Annotated in this window: 15 protein-coding genes and 1 pseudogene; 8 read left to right on the top strand and 8 right to left on the bottom strand. The window is 71.9% G+C overall.

What is annotated here, in order from left to right; genetic code table 11:
- Nucleotides 1-7: 7 nt before the first annotated feature.
- Nucleotides 8-1,214, bottom strand: a pseudogene (locus ACIQV3_RS04740) (RNA-guided endonuclease InsQ/TnpB family protein).
- A 158-nt stretch (nt 1,215-1,372) separates the two neighbouring features.
- Between ACIQV3_RS04740 and ACIQV3_RS04735 the strand changes: the two are divergent.
- Genes ACIQV3_RS04735 through ACIQV3_RS04725 form a run of 3 tightly spaced genes read left to right on the top strand, consistent with a single transcriptional unit; the run spans nt 1,373 to nt 4,200 of the window.
- Nucleotides 1,373-2,125: a CoA-transferase subunit beta gene (locus ACIQV3_RS04735; RefSeq protein ID WP_403709742.1), complete on the top strand. Its 753-nt coding sequence runs from the start codon at nt 1,373-1,375 to the stop codon at nt 2,123-2,125.
- Nucleotides 2,126-2,129: 4 nt separating this feature from the next.
- Nucleotides 2,130-3,236, top strand: coding sequence for an NAD(P)H-dependent flavin oxidoreductase (locus tag ACIQV3_RS04730; protein WP_403709740.1), 1,107 nt, complete (start codon nt 2,130-2,132; stop codon nt 3,234-3,236).
- Between the two features lie 31 nt (nt 3,237-3,267).
- Nucleotides 3,268-4,200, top strand: a complete 933-nt coding sequence (locus ACIQV3_RS04725; protein ID WP_403709738.1) for a tyrosine-protein phosphatase — start codon at nt 3,268-3,270, stop codon at nt 4,198-4,200.
- Between the two features lie 71 nt (nt 4,201-4,271).
- Here ACIQV3_RS04725 and ACIQV3_RS04720 read toward each other — a convergent pair whose 3' ends face one another.
- The 4 genes from ACIQV3_RS04720 to ACIQV3_RS04705 all read right to left on the bottom strand — a co-directional run bounded on the left by ACIQV3_RS04720 (nt 4,272) and on the right by ACIQV3_RS04705 (nt 8,942).
- Nucleotides 4,272-5,963, bottom strand: coding sequence for a DEAD/DEAH box helicase (locus ACIQV3_RS04720; RefSeq protein WP_403709736.1), 1,692 nt, complete (start codon nt 5,961-5,963; stop codon nt 4,272-4,274).
- 120 nt (nt 5,964-6,083) lie between these two features.
- Nucleotides 6,084-6,287: a cold-shock protein gene (locus tag ACIQV3_RS04715; RefSeq protein ID WP_112447913.1), complete on the bottom strand. Its 204-nt coding sequence runs from the start codon at nt 6,285-6,287 to the stop codon at nt 6,084-6,086.
- 127 nt (nt 6,288-6,414) lie between these two features.
- Nucleotides 6,415-7,620 (bottom strand): sensor histidine kinase, encoded by a 1,206-nt coding sequence (locus ACIQV3_RS04710; RefSeq protein WP_403709734.1) that lies wholly within the window; start codon nt 7,618-7,620, stop codon nt 6,415-6,417.
- Nucleotides 7,621-7,784: 164 nt separating this feature from the next.
- Entirely contained in the window at nt 7,785-8,942 is a 1,158-nt protein-coding gene (locus ACIQV3_RS04705; protein WP_403709732.1) for a peptidoglycan DD-metalloendopeptidase family protein, read from the bottom strand.
- Between the two features lie 226 nt (nt 8,943-9,168).
- Between ACIQV3_RS04705 and ACIQV3_RS04700 the strand changes: the two genes are divergently transcribed.
- On the top strand, nt 9,169-9,822 hold the full coding sequence (locus tag ACIQV3_RS04700; protein WP_403709730.1) for a response regulator: 654 nt from the start codon (nt 9,169-9,171) through the stop codon (nt 9,820-9,822).
- Here the strand turns inward: ACIQV3_RS04700 and ACIQV3_RS04695 are convergent.
- The 3 genes from ACIQV3_RS04695 to ACIQV3_RS04685 are packed head-to-tail and all read right to left on the bottom strand — an operon-like array spanning nt 9,792 to nt 12,864.
- Nucleotides 9,792-10,811 (bottom strand): acyl-CoA dehydrogenase family protein, encoded by a 1,020-nt coding sequence (locus tag ACIQV3_RS04695; RefSeq protein WP_403709728.1) that lies wholly within the window; start codon nt 10,809-10,811, stop codon nt 9,792-9,794. The genes ACIQV3_RS04700 and ACIQV3_RS04695 overlap by 31 nt on opposite strands.
- Entirely contained in the window at nt 10,811-11,956 is a 1,146-nt protein-coding gene (locus tag ACIQV3_RS04690; protein ID WP_403709726.1) for an acyl-CoA dehydrogenase family protein, read from the bottom strand. The genes ACIQV3_RS04695 and ACIQV3_RS04690 overlap by 1 nt, the downstream gene beginning before the upstream one ends.
- Nucleotides 11,956-12,864, bottom strand: coding sequence for an enoyl-CoA hydratase (locus ACIQV3_RS04685; RefSeq protein ID WP_403709724.1), 909 nt, complete (start codon nt 12,862-12,864; stop codon nt 11,956-11,958). The genes ACIQV3_RS04690 and ACIQV3_RS04685 overlap by 1 nt, the downstream gene beginning before the upstream one ends.
- Nucleotides 12,865-12,910: 46 nt before the next feature.
- Here ACIQV3_RS04685 and ACIQV3_RS04680 point away from each other — a divergent pair, with 46 nt between their 5' ends.
- Genes ACIQV3_RS04680 through ACIQV3_RS04665 form a run of 4 tightly spaced genes read left to right on the top strand, consistent with a single transcriptional unit; the run spans nt 12,911 to nt 16,710 of the window.
- Entirely contained in the window at nt 12,911-14,059 is a 1,149-nt protein-coding gene (locus ACIQV3_RS04680; RefSeq protein ID WP_403709722.1) for an acyl-CoA dehydrogenase family protein, read from the top strand.
- Nucleotides 14,056-14,850, top strand: coding sequence for an SDR family oxidoreductase (locus ACIQV3_RS04675; protein ID WP_403709720.1), 795 nt, complete (start codon nt 14,056-14,058; stop codon nt 14,848-14,850). Before ACIQV3_RS04680 ends, ACIQV3_RS04675 begins: the two co-directional genes overlap by 4 nt.
- 25 nt (nt 14,851-14,875) lie before the next feature.
- Nucleotides 14,876-15,511 carry a TetR/AcrR family transcriptional regulator gene (locus ACIQV3_RS04670; protein ID WP_403709718.1) on the top strand — a complete coding sequence of 212 codons (636 nt, stop codon included), beginning with the start codon at nt 14,876-14,878 and terminating at the stop codon, nt 15,509-15,511.
- A gap of 41 nt (nt 15,512-15,552) precedes the next feature.
- Complete coding sequence (locus ACIQV3_RS04665) at nt 15,553-16,710, top strand: acetyl-CoA C-acetyltransferase (RefSeq protein ID WP_403709716.1); 1,158 nt, start codon at nt 15,553-15,555, stop codon at nt 16,708-16,710.
- Nucleotides 16,711-16,719 lie beyond the last annotated feature (9 nt).

Here is a 16,719-nt window from a genome sequence, read left to right as displayed (position 1 = left end):
CCCCTCCCTAAAGGGAGGGGATTCCTAGCTCACTTCGCCTGCGGCCCGGCGGGCGCGCAGGTCTCACAAGATCAGCACTAGCCGGGTTGAAACCAGCCCGGACGAGCATCACACGGGCGGAGTTCTTGTCTCTGGGGGAGACCGCTCCGCACACGGTGCACGTATACGTTCGTTCTGAGAGAGGTAGTGCGTGCTTGGTTCTCGCTCCGCACTGCGCGCAGTCCATGGTGGTGTGCGCGGGGTGGACAAGGTGCAGTTCACGGCCGTGCTTGCGGGCCATGTGGATCAGTGCCCGTTTGGTCGCGCCGATCGCCGCGTCGGCGGCCTTCTTCGCCATGGTGGACTTGGCGAGGAACTTCGGCCGGAAGTCCTCGACGGCGAGCCTGTCGTGATCCCGGACCACCGACTTGGCCCACTTGCGGCCCGTGTCCTCGCGCTGGCGTGCAATCTTCTTGTTGAGTTTCGCGGTCTGCCGCTTCGCCTGCCGGTAGCCCCTCGATCCGGCCTTGCCCTTCAGGGGCCTGCGTCGGGCCATCATCCGCTGGTAGCGGGCAACCCCGACGGCAGCACTCCTGCCGTGCTGCGCATGGGGAAGATCGTGGGCGTCGCTGGTGGTGGTCGCGGTCTCCTTGACGCCCCAGTCAATACCGATGTCCCGGCCGGTGGCGGGCAGAATCTCGGCCGTGGTCGCCACAACGAAGCTCGCGTACCAGTGTCCGAGGCTGTCGCGGTAGATCCGCACGGACGACGGCGGCTTGGGCAAGTCCCGCGACCACACAACCGTCACGGCGATGCCGCCCGCCAGGTGCAGACGGCCGTCCTTCAACCGGAAACCGCGCTGCGTGTAGCTCAGACTCGGGTCGGCCTGATGCTTCTTCTTGTACTTCGGCATCCCAGTCCGCTGCCGCTGCGGCAGCCGGGCCTTGATGTCCTTGAGCGCCTTGGCGCGGGACTTCCCGAAGTCACGGATGAGCTGCTGCTGCGGCACCGAGCTTCCCCCACGCAGCCACACGTTCGCGGTGCGGGCCCCGGTCAGCATCTTGTCCAGCCGCGCCGGACCGCACTTCTCATCCTCGGCATGAGCCCTCTTCGAACGAGCCGCGCTCGTTCCAGACCCACCGACACCGCGCCCACTCCGCCTCCAGAGCGGCGCGGGCAGTCGACGACACACGAAGCCGGTAGGTGTACCGGGCATGCCCGGCCTCCTCGGCCATCTGCGCTGTCGTCACGCGGTCAACCTAACCGAGGCCACTGACAATCCAAGAAAGTGCAGGTCCCGACAGATGCGCAGCGCGCTCCGCCGCTTCGCGGCTCCGCATCAAGAGCCCATTCCTCCCCGGGTTGAGTCCCGGGCCATCCTGGGAGAAATCAAGTGAGCACCACGACCTCCATTACCACCGCCGCCGCGACCCGCGCCGAGTACTGCGTGATCGCCTGCGCGGAGGCCTGGCGGGACAACGGCGAGGTGCTGGCCAGCCCGATGGGCCTGGTGCCCTCCTTCGGGGCCCGGCTGGCGAAGCGGACCTTCTCCCCCGACCTGCTGCTGACCGACGGCGAAGCCCTGCTGGTCGGGCTGGACGGCTCGGCCGAGGGCTGGCTCCCGTACCGCCGTCACCTGACGATGGTCACCGGGGGCCGCCGCCACGTGATGATGGGCGCCAGCCAGATCGACCGGTTCGGCAACCAGAACATCTCCTGCATCGGGGACTGGGAACAGCCCGCCCGCCAGCTCCTCGGAGTGCGCGGCGCCCCGGTGAACACCCTCAACAATCCGGTGAGCTACTGGATCCCCAAGCACTCCACCCGGGTGTTCGTCGAGCGCGTCGACATGGTGAGCGGCGTGGGCTACGACCGCGCGGAGGCGGCCGGGGTGACCCGGTTCCACCGGCTCCCCCGCGTGGTCAGCGATCTCGGCGTCTTCGATTTCGGCGGCCCGGACCACGCCATGCGCCTGGTCTCCCTGCATCCCGGGGTCACGGTGGAGCAGGTCCGGGCGGCGACCGGATTCGAGCTGGACCTGCCCGGGGAGGTCCCGTGCACGCGGGAGCCGACGCCGCAGGAGCTGCGGCTGATCCGCGAGGTCATCGACCCCAAGGGCCTGCGCGACCGCGAAGTGCGGGTCTGAGCCGATGGAGACGGCATTCACCGAGCTGGTCGGGGTCCAGCATCCGATCGTGCAGACGGGCATGGGCTGGGTGGCCGGTCCGCGGCTGGTGTCGGGGGCGGCCAATGCGGGCGCGCTCGGCATCCTGGCCTCGGCGACCATGACGATGGAGCAGCTGCGGGCGGCGGTCCGCGAGGTCAAGTCCCGTACGGACGCCCCGTTCGGGGTCAATCTGCGCGCGGACGCCGGGGACGCGGCCGAGCGGGCGCGGCTGATCATCGACGAGGGCGTCCGGGTGGCCTCCTTCGCGCTGGCCCCGTCCCGGGAGCTGATCGCGCGGCTCAAGGACGCGGGCGTGGTCGTGATCCCCTCGATCGGGGCCCGCCGGCACGCCGAGAAGGTCGCGGCGTGGGGCGCCGACGCGGTGATCGTGCAGGGCGGCGAGGGCGGCGGGCACACCGGTGACGTGGCCACGACCGTGCTGCTGCCGCAGGTGGTCGACGCGGTGGACATCCCGGTGATCGCGGCGGGCGGGTTCAGCGACGGCCGCGGCCTGGTGGCGGCGCTGGGCTACGGGGCCGCGGGCATCGCCATGGGCACCCGGTTCCTGCTGACCTCCGACTCGACGGTCCCGGACGCGGTGAAGGCCGAGTACCTGAAGGCGACCGTGAAGGACGTCACCGTCACCACGGCCGTGGACGGGCTCCCGCACCGGATGCTGCGCAGCGAGCTGGTCGCCTCCCTGGAGCGGGCCGGCCGGGCGAAGGCGCTGGCCAAGGCGGTGCGGCACGCCGCCGGCTTCAAGAAGCTTTCGGGCCTGACCTGGGCCGAGATGGTCCGGGACGGCCTCGCGATGAAACACGGCAAGGACCTGTCCTGGAGCCAGGTGCTGCTCGCCGCGAACACCCCCATGCTCCTCAAGGCGTCCATGGTCGAGGGCCGTACGGACCTCGGTGTCATGGCATCGGGCCAGGTCGCGGGCGTGATCGAGGATCTGCCGTCCTGTGCGGAGCTCGTCACCCGCGTCATGGCCGAGGCGTACGCCGTGCTGGAACGGCTGAACGGCCTCACTCCCCCACAGCATCTCTCCCTCCCCCCGCACCCGCTCGGCACCCTGCCACCACCAGGGTGATCCCCCTTCTCCGTGACAGGAGTTGCCCCAGATGAGCCGTGCCAGAATCCGCCTGGCGACCGCGGTGCTCGCTTCCGCCCTCGCCATCGGCACCCTGCCCGCCGCCGCGTACGCCGCGCCGGCCGACAGCGTCGCCGCCTCGCGTCACCACACGCACACACAGCCGGCCGAAACGATCCGCCAGATCCCCCTCCAGGGCGCGGTCAACGTCCGCGACCTCGGTGGCTACCGCACCTGGACGGGAGGCCAGGTTCGTCAGGGACTGGTCTACCGCGCCGACGCACTGGGCAAGCTGACCGCCTCGGACATCACGGCCGTGGGCGGTCTGGGCCTCACGAAGGTCCTCGATTTCCGCATCCCCATGGAGGTCCAGTACGACGGGGCCGACAAGCTCCCCGCCGGTCTGACCTCCACCGCGCGCCCGGTCAACGACAACGGCCTGTACGGGCTGCTGATCTCCGCGATAGGCAGCGGTGATCCCGTGAAGCAGGAGCAGATGCTCGGCGGCGGCCGCGCCGAGGCGTACATGCGCGACGTCTACCGCGCGTTCGTGACCAACCCCGAGAACCGGGCGCAGTTCGCGACCACCCTCCGCGAGATCGCCGACGGCAAGCAGGGCCCGCTGCTGTACCACTGCACCTCGGGCAAGGACCGGACGGGCTGGATGAGCTATGTCCTGCTGAACGCCCTGGCCGTCCCGAAGGCCACGGCCGAGCGGGACTACCTGGCCTCGAACACCTTCCGCGCGGCGTACGACGCCCAGGTGCGGGCGGGCGTCAAGGCGTCCGGCCGGATGCAGAACCCCGATCTGCTGATCCCGCTCCAGGAGGTCCGCCAGGACTACCTGGACGCGGCGACCGCGCAGATGGAGGCCGATTACGGCAGCCTCTACGGCTATCTCACCGACGGCCTCGGCCTGGATCTGCGGACCCTGGCGAAGCTCCAGGTGAAGCTGGTCCGCTAGGCAGCCGAAAACACCCCTGCGCCGGGCGGCGGCTGCCGCCCGGCGCAGGGGTGCGTACGAAGTGCTCCGGGTCAGGCGGAGCGGCGGCGGCCCTGGCCGGCGCCACCCACCCGGCTGCGGGCCGAGGCCGCGGCCGCGCCACCCGAGGGGGCGCCGCCGGTACGCCGGCCGCGCTCGCCGGAGCCGCCCGTGGAGCCGCCCTGTCCGCCCTGGCCACGGCGGGCCTGGCCGGAGCCGGAGGCCGGAGCCTGCCCGGTGGCGCCGCCACCGGTGCGACGGCCGCGGCCGCCCCCGGCTGCCGGAGCCGCGCCCGCGGTGGAGCCCGTACGCGGTCCGCCCGAGCGGCGGCGCGCGCCGGAGCCCGAGCCCCCGCCGGCCTGGCCGGCGGAACGCTGACGCGGCGGGGTGGCCTGCGGCACCTCCATGACGACCGGGATGCCCGAGGGCTCCTTGGCGCCGGTGATGCGCGCGAGCTCCTCGTCGGAGGACTTGATCTGCGCGGTGCGCGGGGAGATCCCGGCGTCCGACATCAGGCGGGTCATGTCGCGCTTCTGGTCGGGCAGGACCAGGGTGACGACGCTGCCGGACTCGCCGGCGCGGGCGGTACGGCCGCCGCGGTGCAGGTAGTCCTTGTGGTCGGTCGGCGGGTCCACGTTGACGACGAGGTCGAGGTCGTCGATGTGGATGCCGCGCGCGGCCACGTTGGTGGCGACCAGCGCGGTGACCTCGCCCGTCTTGAACCAGTCGAGGGTCCGGTTGCGCTGCGGCTGCGAGCGGCCGCCGTGCAGGCCGGAGGCGCGGACGCCGTCGGCGAGGAGCTTCTTGACCATGCGGTCGACCCCGCGCTTGGTGTCGACGAACATGATCACCCGGCCGTCACGAGCGGCTATGCGCGTGGCCACGGCCTTCTTGTCGGTCTCGTCCATGACGTACAGGACGTGGTGCTCCATCGTGCTGACCGCACCGGCGGACGGGTCGACGGAGAAGGCGACCGGGTCGGTGAGGAACATCTTGACGAGTTTGTCGATGTTCTTGTCGAGGGTCGCCGAGAACAGCATGGTCTGGCCGCCGGACTGGACCTGCTTGAGCAGCGAGGTGACCTGCGGCATGAAGCCCATGTCGGTCATCTGGTCGGCCTCGTCGAGGACGGTGATGGAGACCTGGGAGAGGTCGGCGTCACCGCGGTCGATGAGGTCCTTCAGCCGGCCGGGGGTGGCGACGAGCACCTCGGCGCCGCGGCGCAGGGCGCCGGACTGCCGGTTGATCGACATGCCGCCAACGACGGTCGTGATCCGCAGGTTGACGGCCGTGGCGTACGGGGCCATGGCGTCGGTCACCTGCTGCGCGAGCTCGCGGGTCGGTACGAGGACCAGCGCGAGCGGCTGCTTCGGCTGGGCGCGGCGGCCGGCGGTGCGGGCCAGCAGGGCCAGGCCGAAAGCCAGCGTCTTGCCGGAGCCGGTACGGCCGCGGCCGAGCAGGTCACGGCCGACCAGCGAGTTCGGGATGGTCGCGGCCTGGATCGGGAACGGCTGGGTGACGCCCTGGGCGGCGAGGGTCTTCAGCAGCGCCTCGGGCATGTCCATGTCCTCGAACGCTTCCACCGGCGGCAGGGCCGGGGTCAGCGGGTCGGGCATGGTGAATTCTTGGGGCCTGGCCACGGGGGCGGACTTCTGCCGTCCCGCGCCAGCCTTCGGACGTCCCTGAGCCGCACCTCGACCCCGGGTGGGGCGGCGGCTGGGTCGTGCGGAGCTGGAGCTGGTCATGCGAGAAAGCCCTCCTGAAACCGGCAGGTACTGCACAAAGCACTGCAAACAATTGGTGCGATACAGCAGACAAGCCGGGGCCCGCACCTACTCGGTGCGGACCCCGGCGTGCTGACTGCCTTAGGCGGGGAGGATGTTCTCCGCCTGGGGGCCCTTCTGGCCCTGGGTGACGTCGAAGGACACGCGCTGGCCCTCGTTGAGCTCACGGAAGCCCTGGGTGGCGATGTTCGAGTAGTGGGCGAAGACGTCCGGGCCGCCACCGTCCTGCTCGATGAAGCCGAAGCCCTTTTCCGAGTTGAACCACTTCACGGTGCCAAGTGCCATTTTTGAATCTCCTGAATAGGCGGCAAAGGGCCCCATCCGGAGATTCCGGCAAAACAATAAAAGCGCCTGTCGGAGCATTCCCGTCAGGCGCACATAAAGTTCATGGGTACCACAACTGCAACGAGCTCTAAGCTAGCACACGTCGGTCGGGGAGTGTCGCCGCGAGCATGTGACCTCCGTCCCGAGTGGATCCGGCGCGCAGCTTCCCGCCCACCTCCGTGAGGGCGCGCCGGAGCCCCGGAATGCCCATGCCGCCGGAGTCGAGGACGATCCGCTCCCCCTCCGGGGCGGTGTTGACCACGTCGAGGCGGACCTCCCCGTCGTCGGCGGAAAGATTCATCCGAACGGCGGAGCCGGGGGCGTACTTCGCCGCGTTGGTGAGCCCCTCGCGGGCGATCCGCAGCAGGAGGCGCCCGTCGGCCGCCGGGAAGGATCCCAGCCCGGGCTGGGTGTGGTGGGTGATCTCCATGCCGGTGGCCCGCATGTTCCGGACCAGGGAACCGAGGAAGCGGCCCACGTCCACGGGGGAGGTGTGCGCACGGCTGCCCGCGGGGTCGGTCAGCATGTCCAGCACCTCCCTGACCTCGGCCATCGCGGCCCGCGCCGATTCCTCCACGGCCCCCGCGGCCTCCCGGACCCGCGGATCGGCCTCCGCGTCCAGACGCAGGGCCGCGGCCTGCATCGTGAGGGCCGTGAGGCGGTGACCGAGCCCGTCGTGGGTGCGCTGGGCCAAACGGGTGCGTTCCTGGACGACGGCGAGGTCGGCCGCCTGGTCCACGGCGGCGTGGGCCTGGCGGGCCCGCTCGCGCAGCGCGGCCATGACGTGCCGGTTGCGGCGCACGGTCTCCCCGTACAGGGCGGGCACGAGGATGGAGCCGAGGACGAAGGAGGCGGGGTCGCGCCCCGCGTACCCGAGGGGCAGGAACACGTCACGGGTGGCCGCGTAGACGACGGCCATCAGCAGGACCCCGCCCCAGCGGTGGGCGCGGCCGTACGCGGCCAGGGCGTAGGCCCCGAAGACGAGGGGGCCGCGGTCGTCGGAGACGAGGGTGGCGGCGGTGGCCGCGAGGGCCGGTATCCAGGGGTGGGAGCGGCGCCAGAGCAGGGAGAGCGCCGCGAGCCAGCCGGCGGCCAGGCTGGTGGGGTAGTCGGTGACGAGGCCGAAGCGGTGGACGTCGTGGAGGTTGAGGGTGGTGAGCAGCCCGCAGACCAGGGCGAGCCAGATGTCGGTGCGGCGGGCGCGCACCGGGTCCGGCGCCCCGCTGCTCTCCCCGGTCAGGGTCCGCAGACCCCGTTCCAGCAGTTGTCCGGCGCGACCGGGCACGGCCTGCATGACGTCACCACCCCCCGTCGGCGCACAGAAGCGCGCAGAACATGCCAAAACGTCCCCCCAGGTTGCCCTTCTTCCGCCGAAGGGGCATCCCGGGGGGACGTGTGTGTGGGTCAACCGGCCTTGGCGAACCGGCGCGTGACGGCCCGGGGCGTCGCTCGTGCCGCTTATACGGAGACGCCGAGGCCGTTCAGCCAGGAGACCGGGTTGACGTCGGCGCCGTAGCTGTTGCTGGAGCGGACCTCGAAGTGGAGGTGCGGGCCGGTGGAGTTGCCGGTGTTGCCGGAGCGGCCGATCCGCTCGCCGGCGGAAACGCGCTCGCCTTCGGAGGCGGTCGCCGAGGAGAGGTGGGCGGAGAGGGTGTAGCGGCCGTCGTCGTGCTTGATGACGACGGCGTTGCCGTACGCGCCCTGCCAGCCGGAGGAGACGACCGTGCCCGCGGCGGCCGCCCTGACCGGGGTGCCGGTGGACACCGCGAAGTCGATGCCGGTGTGGTGGCCGGCGGCCCAGCCGCCCGCCTGGTGGTAGCGCGCGGAGATGCTGCCGCCCGAGACGGGCAGGGCGCCCTCGGCGCTGCTGCCGGAGCCGCTGCCGGAGGAGTCCTCGGAACCGGAGGAGTCCGAGGAGGCGGAGGAGTCCGAGGAGCTGGACGAACTGGACGAGCTCGACGAGCTCGACGAACTCGACGAGCTGGCGGACTTCGGCGCGGCCGCGGCGCCGCCGCCGGAGTCGGAGCCGTACGCGAGGCGCTGGCCCGGGAAGATCATGTCCGGGTCGGACCCGATCACCGAGCGGTTCGCGGAGTAGAGGGACTCCCAGCTGACGCCGAGTTCGGAGCCGATGGTGCCGAGGGTGTCGCCGCCGACCACGGTGTAGTTGTTCTTGCCCTGGGCCTTCGGGGCGGCCTGGGCCTCGGCGCCCTCGTCGGCGGTCGAGGTACCGGTGCCCCGGGCGGGCGCCTCGGGGGCCGGACCGCCGCGCTGCAGGCCGGCGAGCTTGCCGCAGGAGGGCCAGGCGCCGGGGCCCTGGGTCGCCAGGACCTTCTCGGCGACGGCTATCTGCTGCGCCTTGGTGGCCTGGTCGGCCTGGGGGGCGTACTGCCGGCCGCCGAACTCCGCCCACGTGCTGGAGGAGAACTGCAGACCGCCGTAGTAGCCGTTGCCGGTGTCGATGCTCCAGTCGTTGGTGGACTCGCACTGGGCGACCTTGTCCCACGTGCCGACCGACGCGGCGGACGCGGGCTGTGCCACGAGACCCACGGCGGCGGGTGCGGCGATACCGGCGACAACGAGACCGGCGAGGGTGCGAGCAGAGGGGAAAGACATGCGGAGTTCCTGACATCGGGGACATTGGGGAGGCCGGTGCACCGGGTGAAGCGGTGGTGCGTTCTGCCTCGGTAACCACCGTCCGGGAAGACGGGGGGTGCCCGAAGTCGCCGAAAGAGGACAAGCGGGACAGCAAAAGGGGACTGGGGAGGGAGGGTTGGGCGGACTTAAGTCCCTATATGGCGGTAATGTCCGTAATGAGACGGGGATTCAGGGGAGGTGGGTCATGACGATCCGCGTGATGGTGGTCGACGACCAGAGCCTCATACGGTCGGGGCTGGTGACCCTGCTCGCGAGCGCCCCGGACATCGAGGTGGTCGCGGAAGCCGCCGACGGGGCCGAGGCCGTGCCGCTGGCCCGCACGTACCGGCCCGACGTCGTACTGATGGACCTGGTCATGCCGAAGGTCGACGGCATGGAGGCCACCTTGCAGCTGCTGCGGCTGCCTGATCCCCCGCGCGTGCTCGTCCTCACCGGCTATACGGCGGACGACCTGGTCCTGGACGCGCTGCGGGCCGGAGCGGCCGGGTTCCTGCTGAAGGACCTGCGCCCCGAGGAGCTCTTCGCCGGGATCCGCACGGTCGCGGCGGGCGGCAGCGCCCTGGCGCCCGGGGTGATGCGGGTGCTGCTGGAACGGGCGGACACCCGCACCGGGGCGCCCGACCACGCGGAGCAGCTCTCCACCCTGTCCCCCGGCGAGCGGGACGTCCTCGCGCTGGTCGGCGAGGGCCGGACGAACCTGCAGATAGCCGAGGCCCTGCACCTGTCCCCGGCGAGCGTGAAGACGTACGTCTCGCGGATCCTGACGCAGCTCGACCTCTCGAACCGGACCCAGGCCGCGATCCTCGCCTACGAGGCGGGGCTGGTCCGCGCCGCGTAGCCGCTCCCCCGCAGCCGCTCCTGAAGCACCGCCGCCCGGCACTGCGAGGGGCTTCCCCAGGCGTCGCGGAGCGGGCGGGCCTTGCGCAGCCACAGGGAGAGGTCGAGTTCCTCGGTGTAGCCGACGGCGCCGTGCAGCTGGAGCGCGGTCATGGCGGCCGCGTACGCCGCTTCGCCCGCGGTCAGCTTCGCCGCCGCGACCTCCCCGGGGTCCAGGGAGAGCGCGGCCGCCCAGAGCAGCGGCCGGGCGAACTCCAGGGCGATCAGGGTGTCGGCGAGCCGGTGCTTGACCGCCTGGAAGGCGCCGATCGCCGTGCCGAACTGCGTGCGCTGCTTCGCGTACTCCACGGTGCGGGCGAGGAGGGCCTCGCCGGTGCCGAGGCACTGGGCGGCGGTGAGCAGCCGGGCCCAGTCGGCGGCGTCCCGGGCCGCCGCGGTGACGGCCGGGCCGGCGGCGAGGAGTTCGCCGCCGCCGTCCGGGAGGGCCAGGCGGCGGGCGGGGTCGGTGGAGGTGCGCGGCGGTCCGGCGCCGGGGGCCAGGCGGAGCTCCCCGGCCGGGGACACCGTGAAGAGGTGGGTGGCCGCGTCGGCGTCCAGGGCGTATGGGCCCCCGCCGGGCAGGGTGAGGGTGGCCGGGGTCTCCCCCGCCGCCAGCCCGGGGAGGAACCGCTCGGCCAGGGCCTCGTCGCCGAGCCGGGTCAGGAGTACGGCGGCGGCGGCCGTCTCCACGACCGGGCCGGGGACCCCGGCGCGGCCCAGCTCCACGAACCCGGCCGTCATCTCCAGCGGCATCAGGCCCATGCCCTCGTGGGCCTCGTCGGCCGCGAGGGCGAACAGTCCGGTGGCGGCGATCCGCGCCCACAGCGCCCGGCCGGGGACGTGGTCGCCCGCGCCCCAGGCCCGTACCGCCGCCGGGACGTCCGAGGCGCCGAGCAGGGCGCGCAGGGTGCGGGCGAAGTCCGACTGTTCCTCGGACGGCAGGAAGCGCATCAGCGGCGGCCCTTCGGGAGGCCGAGCAGCCGCTCGGCGATGATGTCGCGCTGGATCTCGTTGGTCCCCGCGTAGATGGGACCGGCGAGGGAGAAGATCCACGGCTCGGCCCATTCCCCGTCGGCGAGTTCGGCGTCGGGGCCGAGCAGGTCGAGGGCGCTCTCGTGGAGGGCGATGTCGTACCGGGACCAGAAGACCTTGTTCAGGCTGGACTCGGCGCCGATCGTCTCTCCGGCGGCGAAGCGGGAGGCGTTGGCCCAGGTGAACAGCTGGTAGGCGCGGGCTCCGACGACCGCGTCGGCGACCCGGTCGCGCTGGGCGGTGTCGGCCGGGTCGCCGTGGCTCCGCCAGAGCTCCACGAGGCGGTCGGCGGAGGCGAGGAAGCGGCCGGGGGCGCGCAGGGTGAGCCCGCGCTCGTTGCCGGTGGTGGACATGGCGATCCGCCAGCCCTGTCCGGGCTCGCCGATGACGTCCGCGTCGGGGACGAAGACCTCGTCGAGGAAGAGTTCCGCGAAGGCCGGCTTGCCGTCGAGGCGGCCGATGGGCCGCACCGTGACCCCGGGGGCGCGCAGGTCGAACATCAGGTAGGTGAGGCCCTGGTGGGGTTTGGGGGCGTCGGGGTCGGTGCGGAAGATGCCGAAGGCGCGGTCGGCGAAGGCGGCCCGCGAGGACCAGGTCTTCTGCCCGGACAGCAGCCAGCCGCCCTCGGTGCGCACCGCCCGGGAGGTGAGGGAGGCGAGGTCGGAGCCGGATTCGGGCTCGGACCAGGCCTGGGCCCAGATGGTCTCGCCACTGGCCATGGAGGGCAGGACGCGGGCGCGCTGTGCGTCCGTGGCGTGGTCGAAGAGGGTGGGGGCGAGCAGGTTGATGCCGTTCTGCGAGACCCGGCCGGGTGCGCCGGCGGCCCAGTACTCCTCCTCGAAGACCAGCCAGTGCTCGATGTCGACGCCGCGGCCGCCGTACTCCTCGGGCCAGGACACCACCGCCCAGCGGGCGGAGTGCAGGAGCGCCTCCCATTCCCGGTGGGCGGCGAAGCCCTCCCGGGTCTCCAGGGAGGGCAGGGGGGTGGCGGGCACGTGGGCGGCGAGCCAGTCGCGCGCCTCGGCCCGGAAGGCCTCCACGTCCGCCGAGTGGTTCAGGTCCATCAGCCGTTCGCCTCCTTCATCGCGGCATCGTTCATCGCGACACCTTTCATCGCGGCATCGTTCATCGCGACACCTTTCATTCCTGAAATGTTCATGCCGCCGAGCGAGTCCGCCGCCGTTTCGGCGTTGTGGGCGTGCGCGAGGTGGTGCAGGCCGAAGACGGAGTCCATGCCGGTGTGCAGACCCTGGAGGTCCTCGGCCTGGTTGACGGCCCGCTTGGTGAGGGCGAGGCCGAAGGAGGGCATCTCGGCGATCCGCAGGGCGAGCCGGTCGGTGGCTTCCGCCAGTTCGGCCCGCTCGACGACCCGGTTGACCATGCCGATCTCGTAGGCCCGGCGGGCGGGCATCCGGTCGCCGGTGTAGAGGAACTCCTTGGCGATGCGCGGGGGCATGGCCCACGGGTGGGCGAAGTACTCGACGCCCGGGATGCCCATGCGGACGACGGGGTCGGCGAAGAAGGCGTCCTCGCTCGCCACGATCAGGTCGCAGACCCAGGCGAGCATCAGCCCGCCGGCCACGCACGCGCCCTGGACGGAGGCGATGACGGGCTTGGGCAGTTCGCGCCAGCGCCGGCACATGCCGAGGTAGACCTCGGATTCGCGGGCGAAGCGGGATTCGGCGCCGGAGCGCTGGGAGTGGTCCCACCACAGGCCGGCCCGGCGTTCGAAGGGCAGGTGCGCGTCCCGCTCGGGGGTGCCGATGTCGTGGCCGGCGGAGAAGTGCTCGCCGGCCCCGGCCAGGACGAGCACCTTGACCGCGGGATCGTCCGCGGCCCGGTAGAAGGCGTCGTCGAGGGCGTAGGTCATCGCGCTGTTCTGGGCATTGCGGTACCGGGGGCGGTTCATGGTCACGTACGCGACCGGTCCGCGGCGCTCATAGAGCACGGTGGTGTCATCGGGCATCGGCATCCCAGGATCCTTCCCTAACAAGTGTTTGGTAGGTTAACGTACGGCCATGAGCAGCGTCGAGGAGTTCCGCACCGGGGTTCGGAGTTGGCTACGGACCCACCTCACCGGTGAGTTCGCCGCCCTCAAAGGCCGCGGCGGACCGGGCCGGGAGCACGAGGCCTTCGCCGAACGCCTCGCGTGGGAGCGGCACATGGCGGCGCACGGCTGGACCTGCGTGGGCTGGCCCGTCGAGTACGGCGGCCGCGGCGCGAGCACGGAGCAGCAGATCGCCTTCCACGAGGAGTACGCGCTGGCCGACGCGCCCGCGCGCGTGAACCACATAGGCGAGCAGCTCCTCGGCCCCACCCTCATCGCACACGGCACCGAGGAGCAGCGGCGGCGCTTCCTGCCGCCCATCCGGGCCGTGGAGGAGCTGTGGTGCCAGGGCTACAGCGAGCCCGACGCCGGCTCGGACCTGGCGAACATCCGCACCCGGGCCGCCCTGGTGGACGGCGCGTGGGTGGTGGACGGCCAGAAGATCTGGACCTCCCTGGCCCACGCCTCGCAGTGGTGCTTCGTCGTCGCCCGCACCGAACCGGGCTCCCGCCGGCACGCCGGGCTCTCCTACCTCCTGGTCCCGATGGACCAGCCCGGGGTGGAGGTCCGGCCCATCGTGCAGCTGACCGGGACCTCCGAGTTCAACGAGGTCTTCTTCGACGGGGCCCGCGCCGACGCCGCCCACGTGGTCGGCGCGCCCGGCGAGGGCTGGGCCGTCGCCATGGCCACCCTCGGCTTCGAACGCGGCGTCTCCACCCTCGGCCAGCAGGTCGGCTTCCGCCGCGAACTCGAAGACCTGGGGGCGCTGGCCAAGCAGAACGGCGCCCTCACCGATCCGCTGATCCGCGACCGGCTCGTCCGGGCCTGGATCGGTCTGGAGACCATGCGCGCCTCCGCGCTGCGGCCCGGGGTCGCCCCGTCCACGGCCAAGCTGTACTGGGCCCGCTGGCACCGGGACCTCGGCGAGCTGGCCATGGACGTCCGCGGAGCCGCCTCCCTCCTGGCGGCGGGGGCGCACGGGGACCCGTACGACCTCGACGACTGGCAGCGGCTCTTCCTCTTCTCCCGCTCCGACACCCTCTACGCGGGCTCCGACGAGATCCAGCGCACCATCGTCGCCGAGCGCATCCTCGGCCTTCCGAAGGAGGTACGGCCATGAACGCGAGGGGCAACGCACCCGAGTACGTGGCCGGGCACGGGCTGCTGACCGGCCGGAGCGCCGTGATCACCGCCGCCGCCGGGGCCGGCATCGGCGGGGCCACCGCGCGCCGGTTCCTGGAGGAGGGGGCCCGGGTCCTCATCGGCGACGCGCACGCCCGGCGGCTCAAGGAGAGCGAGGAGGCGCTGGCCGCTGAGTTCGGCGCGGACAAGGTCGCCTCCCTGCCCTGCGACGTCACCGACGAGGAGCAGGTGGCCGCCTTCTTCGCGCTCGCCGAACGGCTCCACGGCAGCCTCGACCTCGTCGTCAACAACGCCGGGCTCGGCGGCACGGCGAACCTCGTCGACATGACCGACGACCAGTGGTCCCGCGTCCTGGACGTCACGCTGAACGGCACCTTCCGCTGCACCCGCGCCGCGATGCGCGCGATGCGGGCCTCCGGAACGGGCGGGGTGATCGTCAACAACGCCTCCGTCATCGGCTGGCGCGCCCAGACCGGGCAGGCCCACTACGCCGCCGCCAAGGCCGGGGTGATGGCGCTGACCCGCTGCGCGGCGCTGGAGGCGGCGGAGTTCGGCGTACGGATCAACGCGGTCGCGCCGAGCCTGGCCATGCACCCGCACCTGGTGAAGGTGACCAGCGAGGAGCTGCTCACCGAACTCACCGCCCGCGAGGCCTTCGGCCGCTACGCCGAGCCCTGGGAGGTGGCCAACGTCATCGTGTTCCTGGCCAGCGGCTACTCGTCGTACATGACGGGCGAGACCGTGTCGGTCAGCAGTCAGCACGCGTAGGGCGACCTATGACGAGAATGGCCGGGTGCCAACGAACAAGCCGATCGCATCGACGGCCAAGAAGAAGCCCCAGGTGACGGCGTCACCCGAACGCCGCCGCGAACTCCTCGACACCGCCGCCGAGGTCTTCGCCGCGCAGGGCTACAACGCCACCACCGTCCGCAAGATCGCCGACGCCGCCGGCATGCTCGCCGGCAGCCTCTACTACCACTTCGATTCCAAGGAATCGATGCTCGACGAGATCCTCTCCGCCTTCCTGACCGAGCTCTGGGAGGGGTACGACACCGTCCTCGCCGCAGGCCGGGGACCCAGGGAGACCATCGAGGCCCTCGTCACCGAATCGTTCAGGGAGATCGACCGGCACCGCGCCGCGGTCGCCATCTACCAGAAGGAATCCCGGACCCTGTCGGTCCAGCCCCGCTTCCACTACCTCTCCGACTCGCAGGTCAAGTTCGAGAAGGCGTGGCTGGGGACGCTGGAGCGCGGGGTCGCGGACGGGGTCTTCCGCGCCGACCTGGACATCCGCCTCACCTACCGCTTCGTGCGCGACACGGTGTGGGTGGCGGCGTCCTGGTACCGGCCGGGCGGCCAGCACAGCCCCGAAGAGATCGCCCGCCAGTACCTGTCGATGGTCCTGGACGGCATCGCCACACGCACGTAATCCATCCCCGGCACCTGCCTGGATATCCCTGAGGAGTTCCGATGCCCGAGGCCTACATAGTCGAAGCGGTACGCACCCCCGTGGGGCGGCGCAAGGGAGGCCTGTCCGAGGTCCACCCGGCCGACCTGGGGGCGCACGTCCTCGAGGCGCTCGTCGAACGGTCCGGGATCGACCCCTCGGCCGTGGAGGACGTGGTCTTCGGCTGCCTCGACACGGTGGGGCCGCAGGCCGGCGACATCGCCCGGACGGCCTGGCTGGCGGCGGGACTCCCCGAGGAGGTCCCCGGCGTCACCATCGACCGCCAGTGCGGATCCTCGCAGCAGGCCGTGCACTTCGCGGCGCAGGGCGTCATGTCCGGCACCCAGGACCTGGTGGTCGCGGGCGGCACCCAGAACATGTCGATGATCCCGATCGCCTTCGCCTCGCGGCAGGCGGCGGAACCGCTCGGCTTCACCGAGGGCCCCTACCTGGGCTCGGCGGGGTGGCGGGCCCGGTACGGGGACTCCCCCGTCAACCAGTTCCACGGGGCCCAGCTGATCGCCGAGAAGTGGGGCATCTCCCGCCTCGACATGGAGGAGTTCGCCCTGCGCTCCCACCAGCGGGCGCTGCGCGCGATCGACGAGGGCCGCTTCGAGCGGGAGATCGTGCCGTACGGGTCGGTGTCGGTGGACGAAGGGCCGCGCCGCGACACCACCCTCGAAAAGATGGCGGGGCTGAAGCCGGTCATGGAGGGCGGCACGATCACGGCGGCGGTCTCCTCCCAGGTCTCGGACGGCGCGGCGGCGATGCTGCTGGCCTCGGAGCGGGCGGTACGGGAACACGGGCTGCGCCCGCGGGCCCGCATCCACCACCTGTCGGTGCGCGGCGAGGACCCGATCCGCATGCTGTCGGCGCCGATCCCGGCGACGGCGTACGCCCTGAAGAAGACGGGCATGTCCCTCTCCGACATCGACCTGGTCGAGATCAACGAGGCCTTCGCCCCGGTGGCCCTGGCCTGGCTGAAGGAAACGGGCGCGGACCCGGAGCGGGTCAACGTCAACGGCGGCGCGATCGCCCTGGGACACCCCCTGGGAGCGACGGGCGTCAAGCTGATGACGACCCTCCTGCACGAACTGGAGCGCACGGGCGGCCGCTTCGGCCTCCAGACCATGTGCGAGGGCGGCGGCCAGGCCAACGTCACGATCATCGAGCGCCTTTAGCCACCGGCG

This window comes from Streptomyces sp. NPDC099050 (genome assembly GCF_044759865.1).
Classification (GTDB): Bacteria; Actinomycetota; Actinomycetes; order Streptomycetales; family Streptomycetaceae; genus Streptomyces.
Note: the sequence above shows the minus strand (reverse complement) of the source record. Positions and strands in the feature narration are given on the sequence as shown.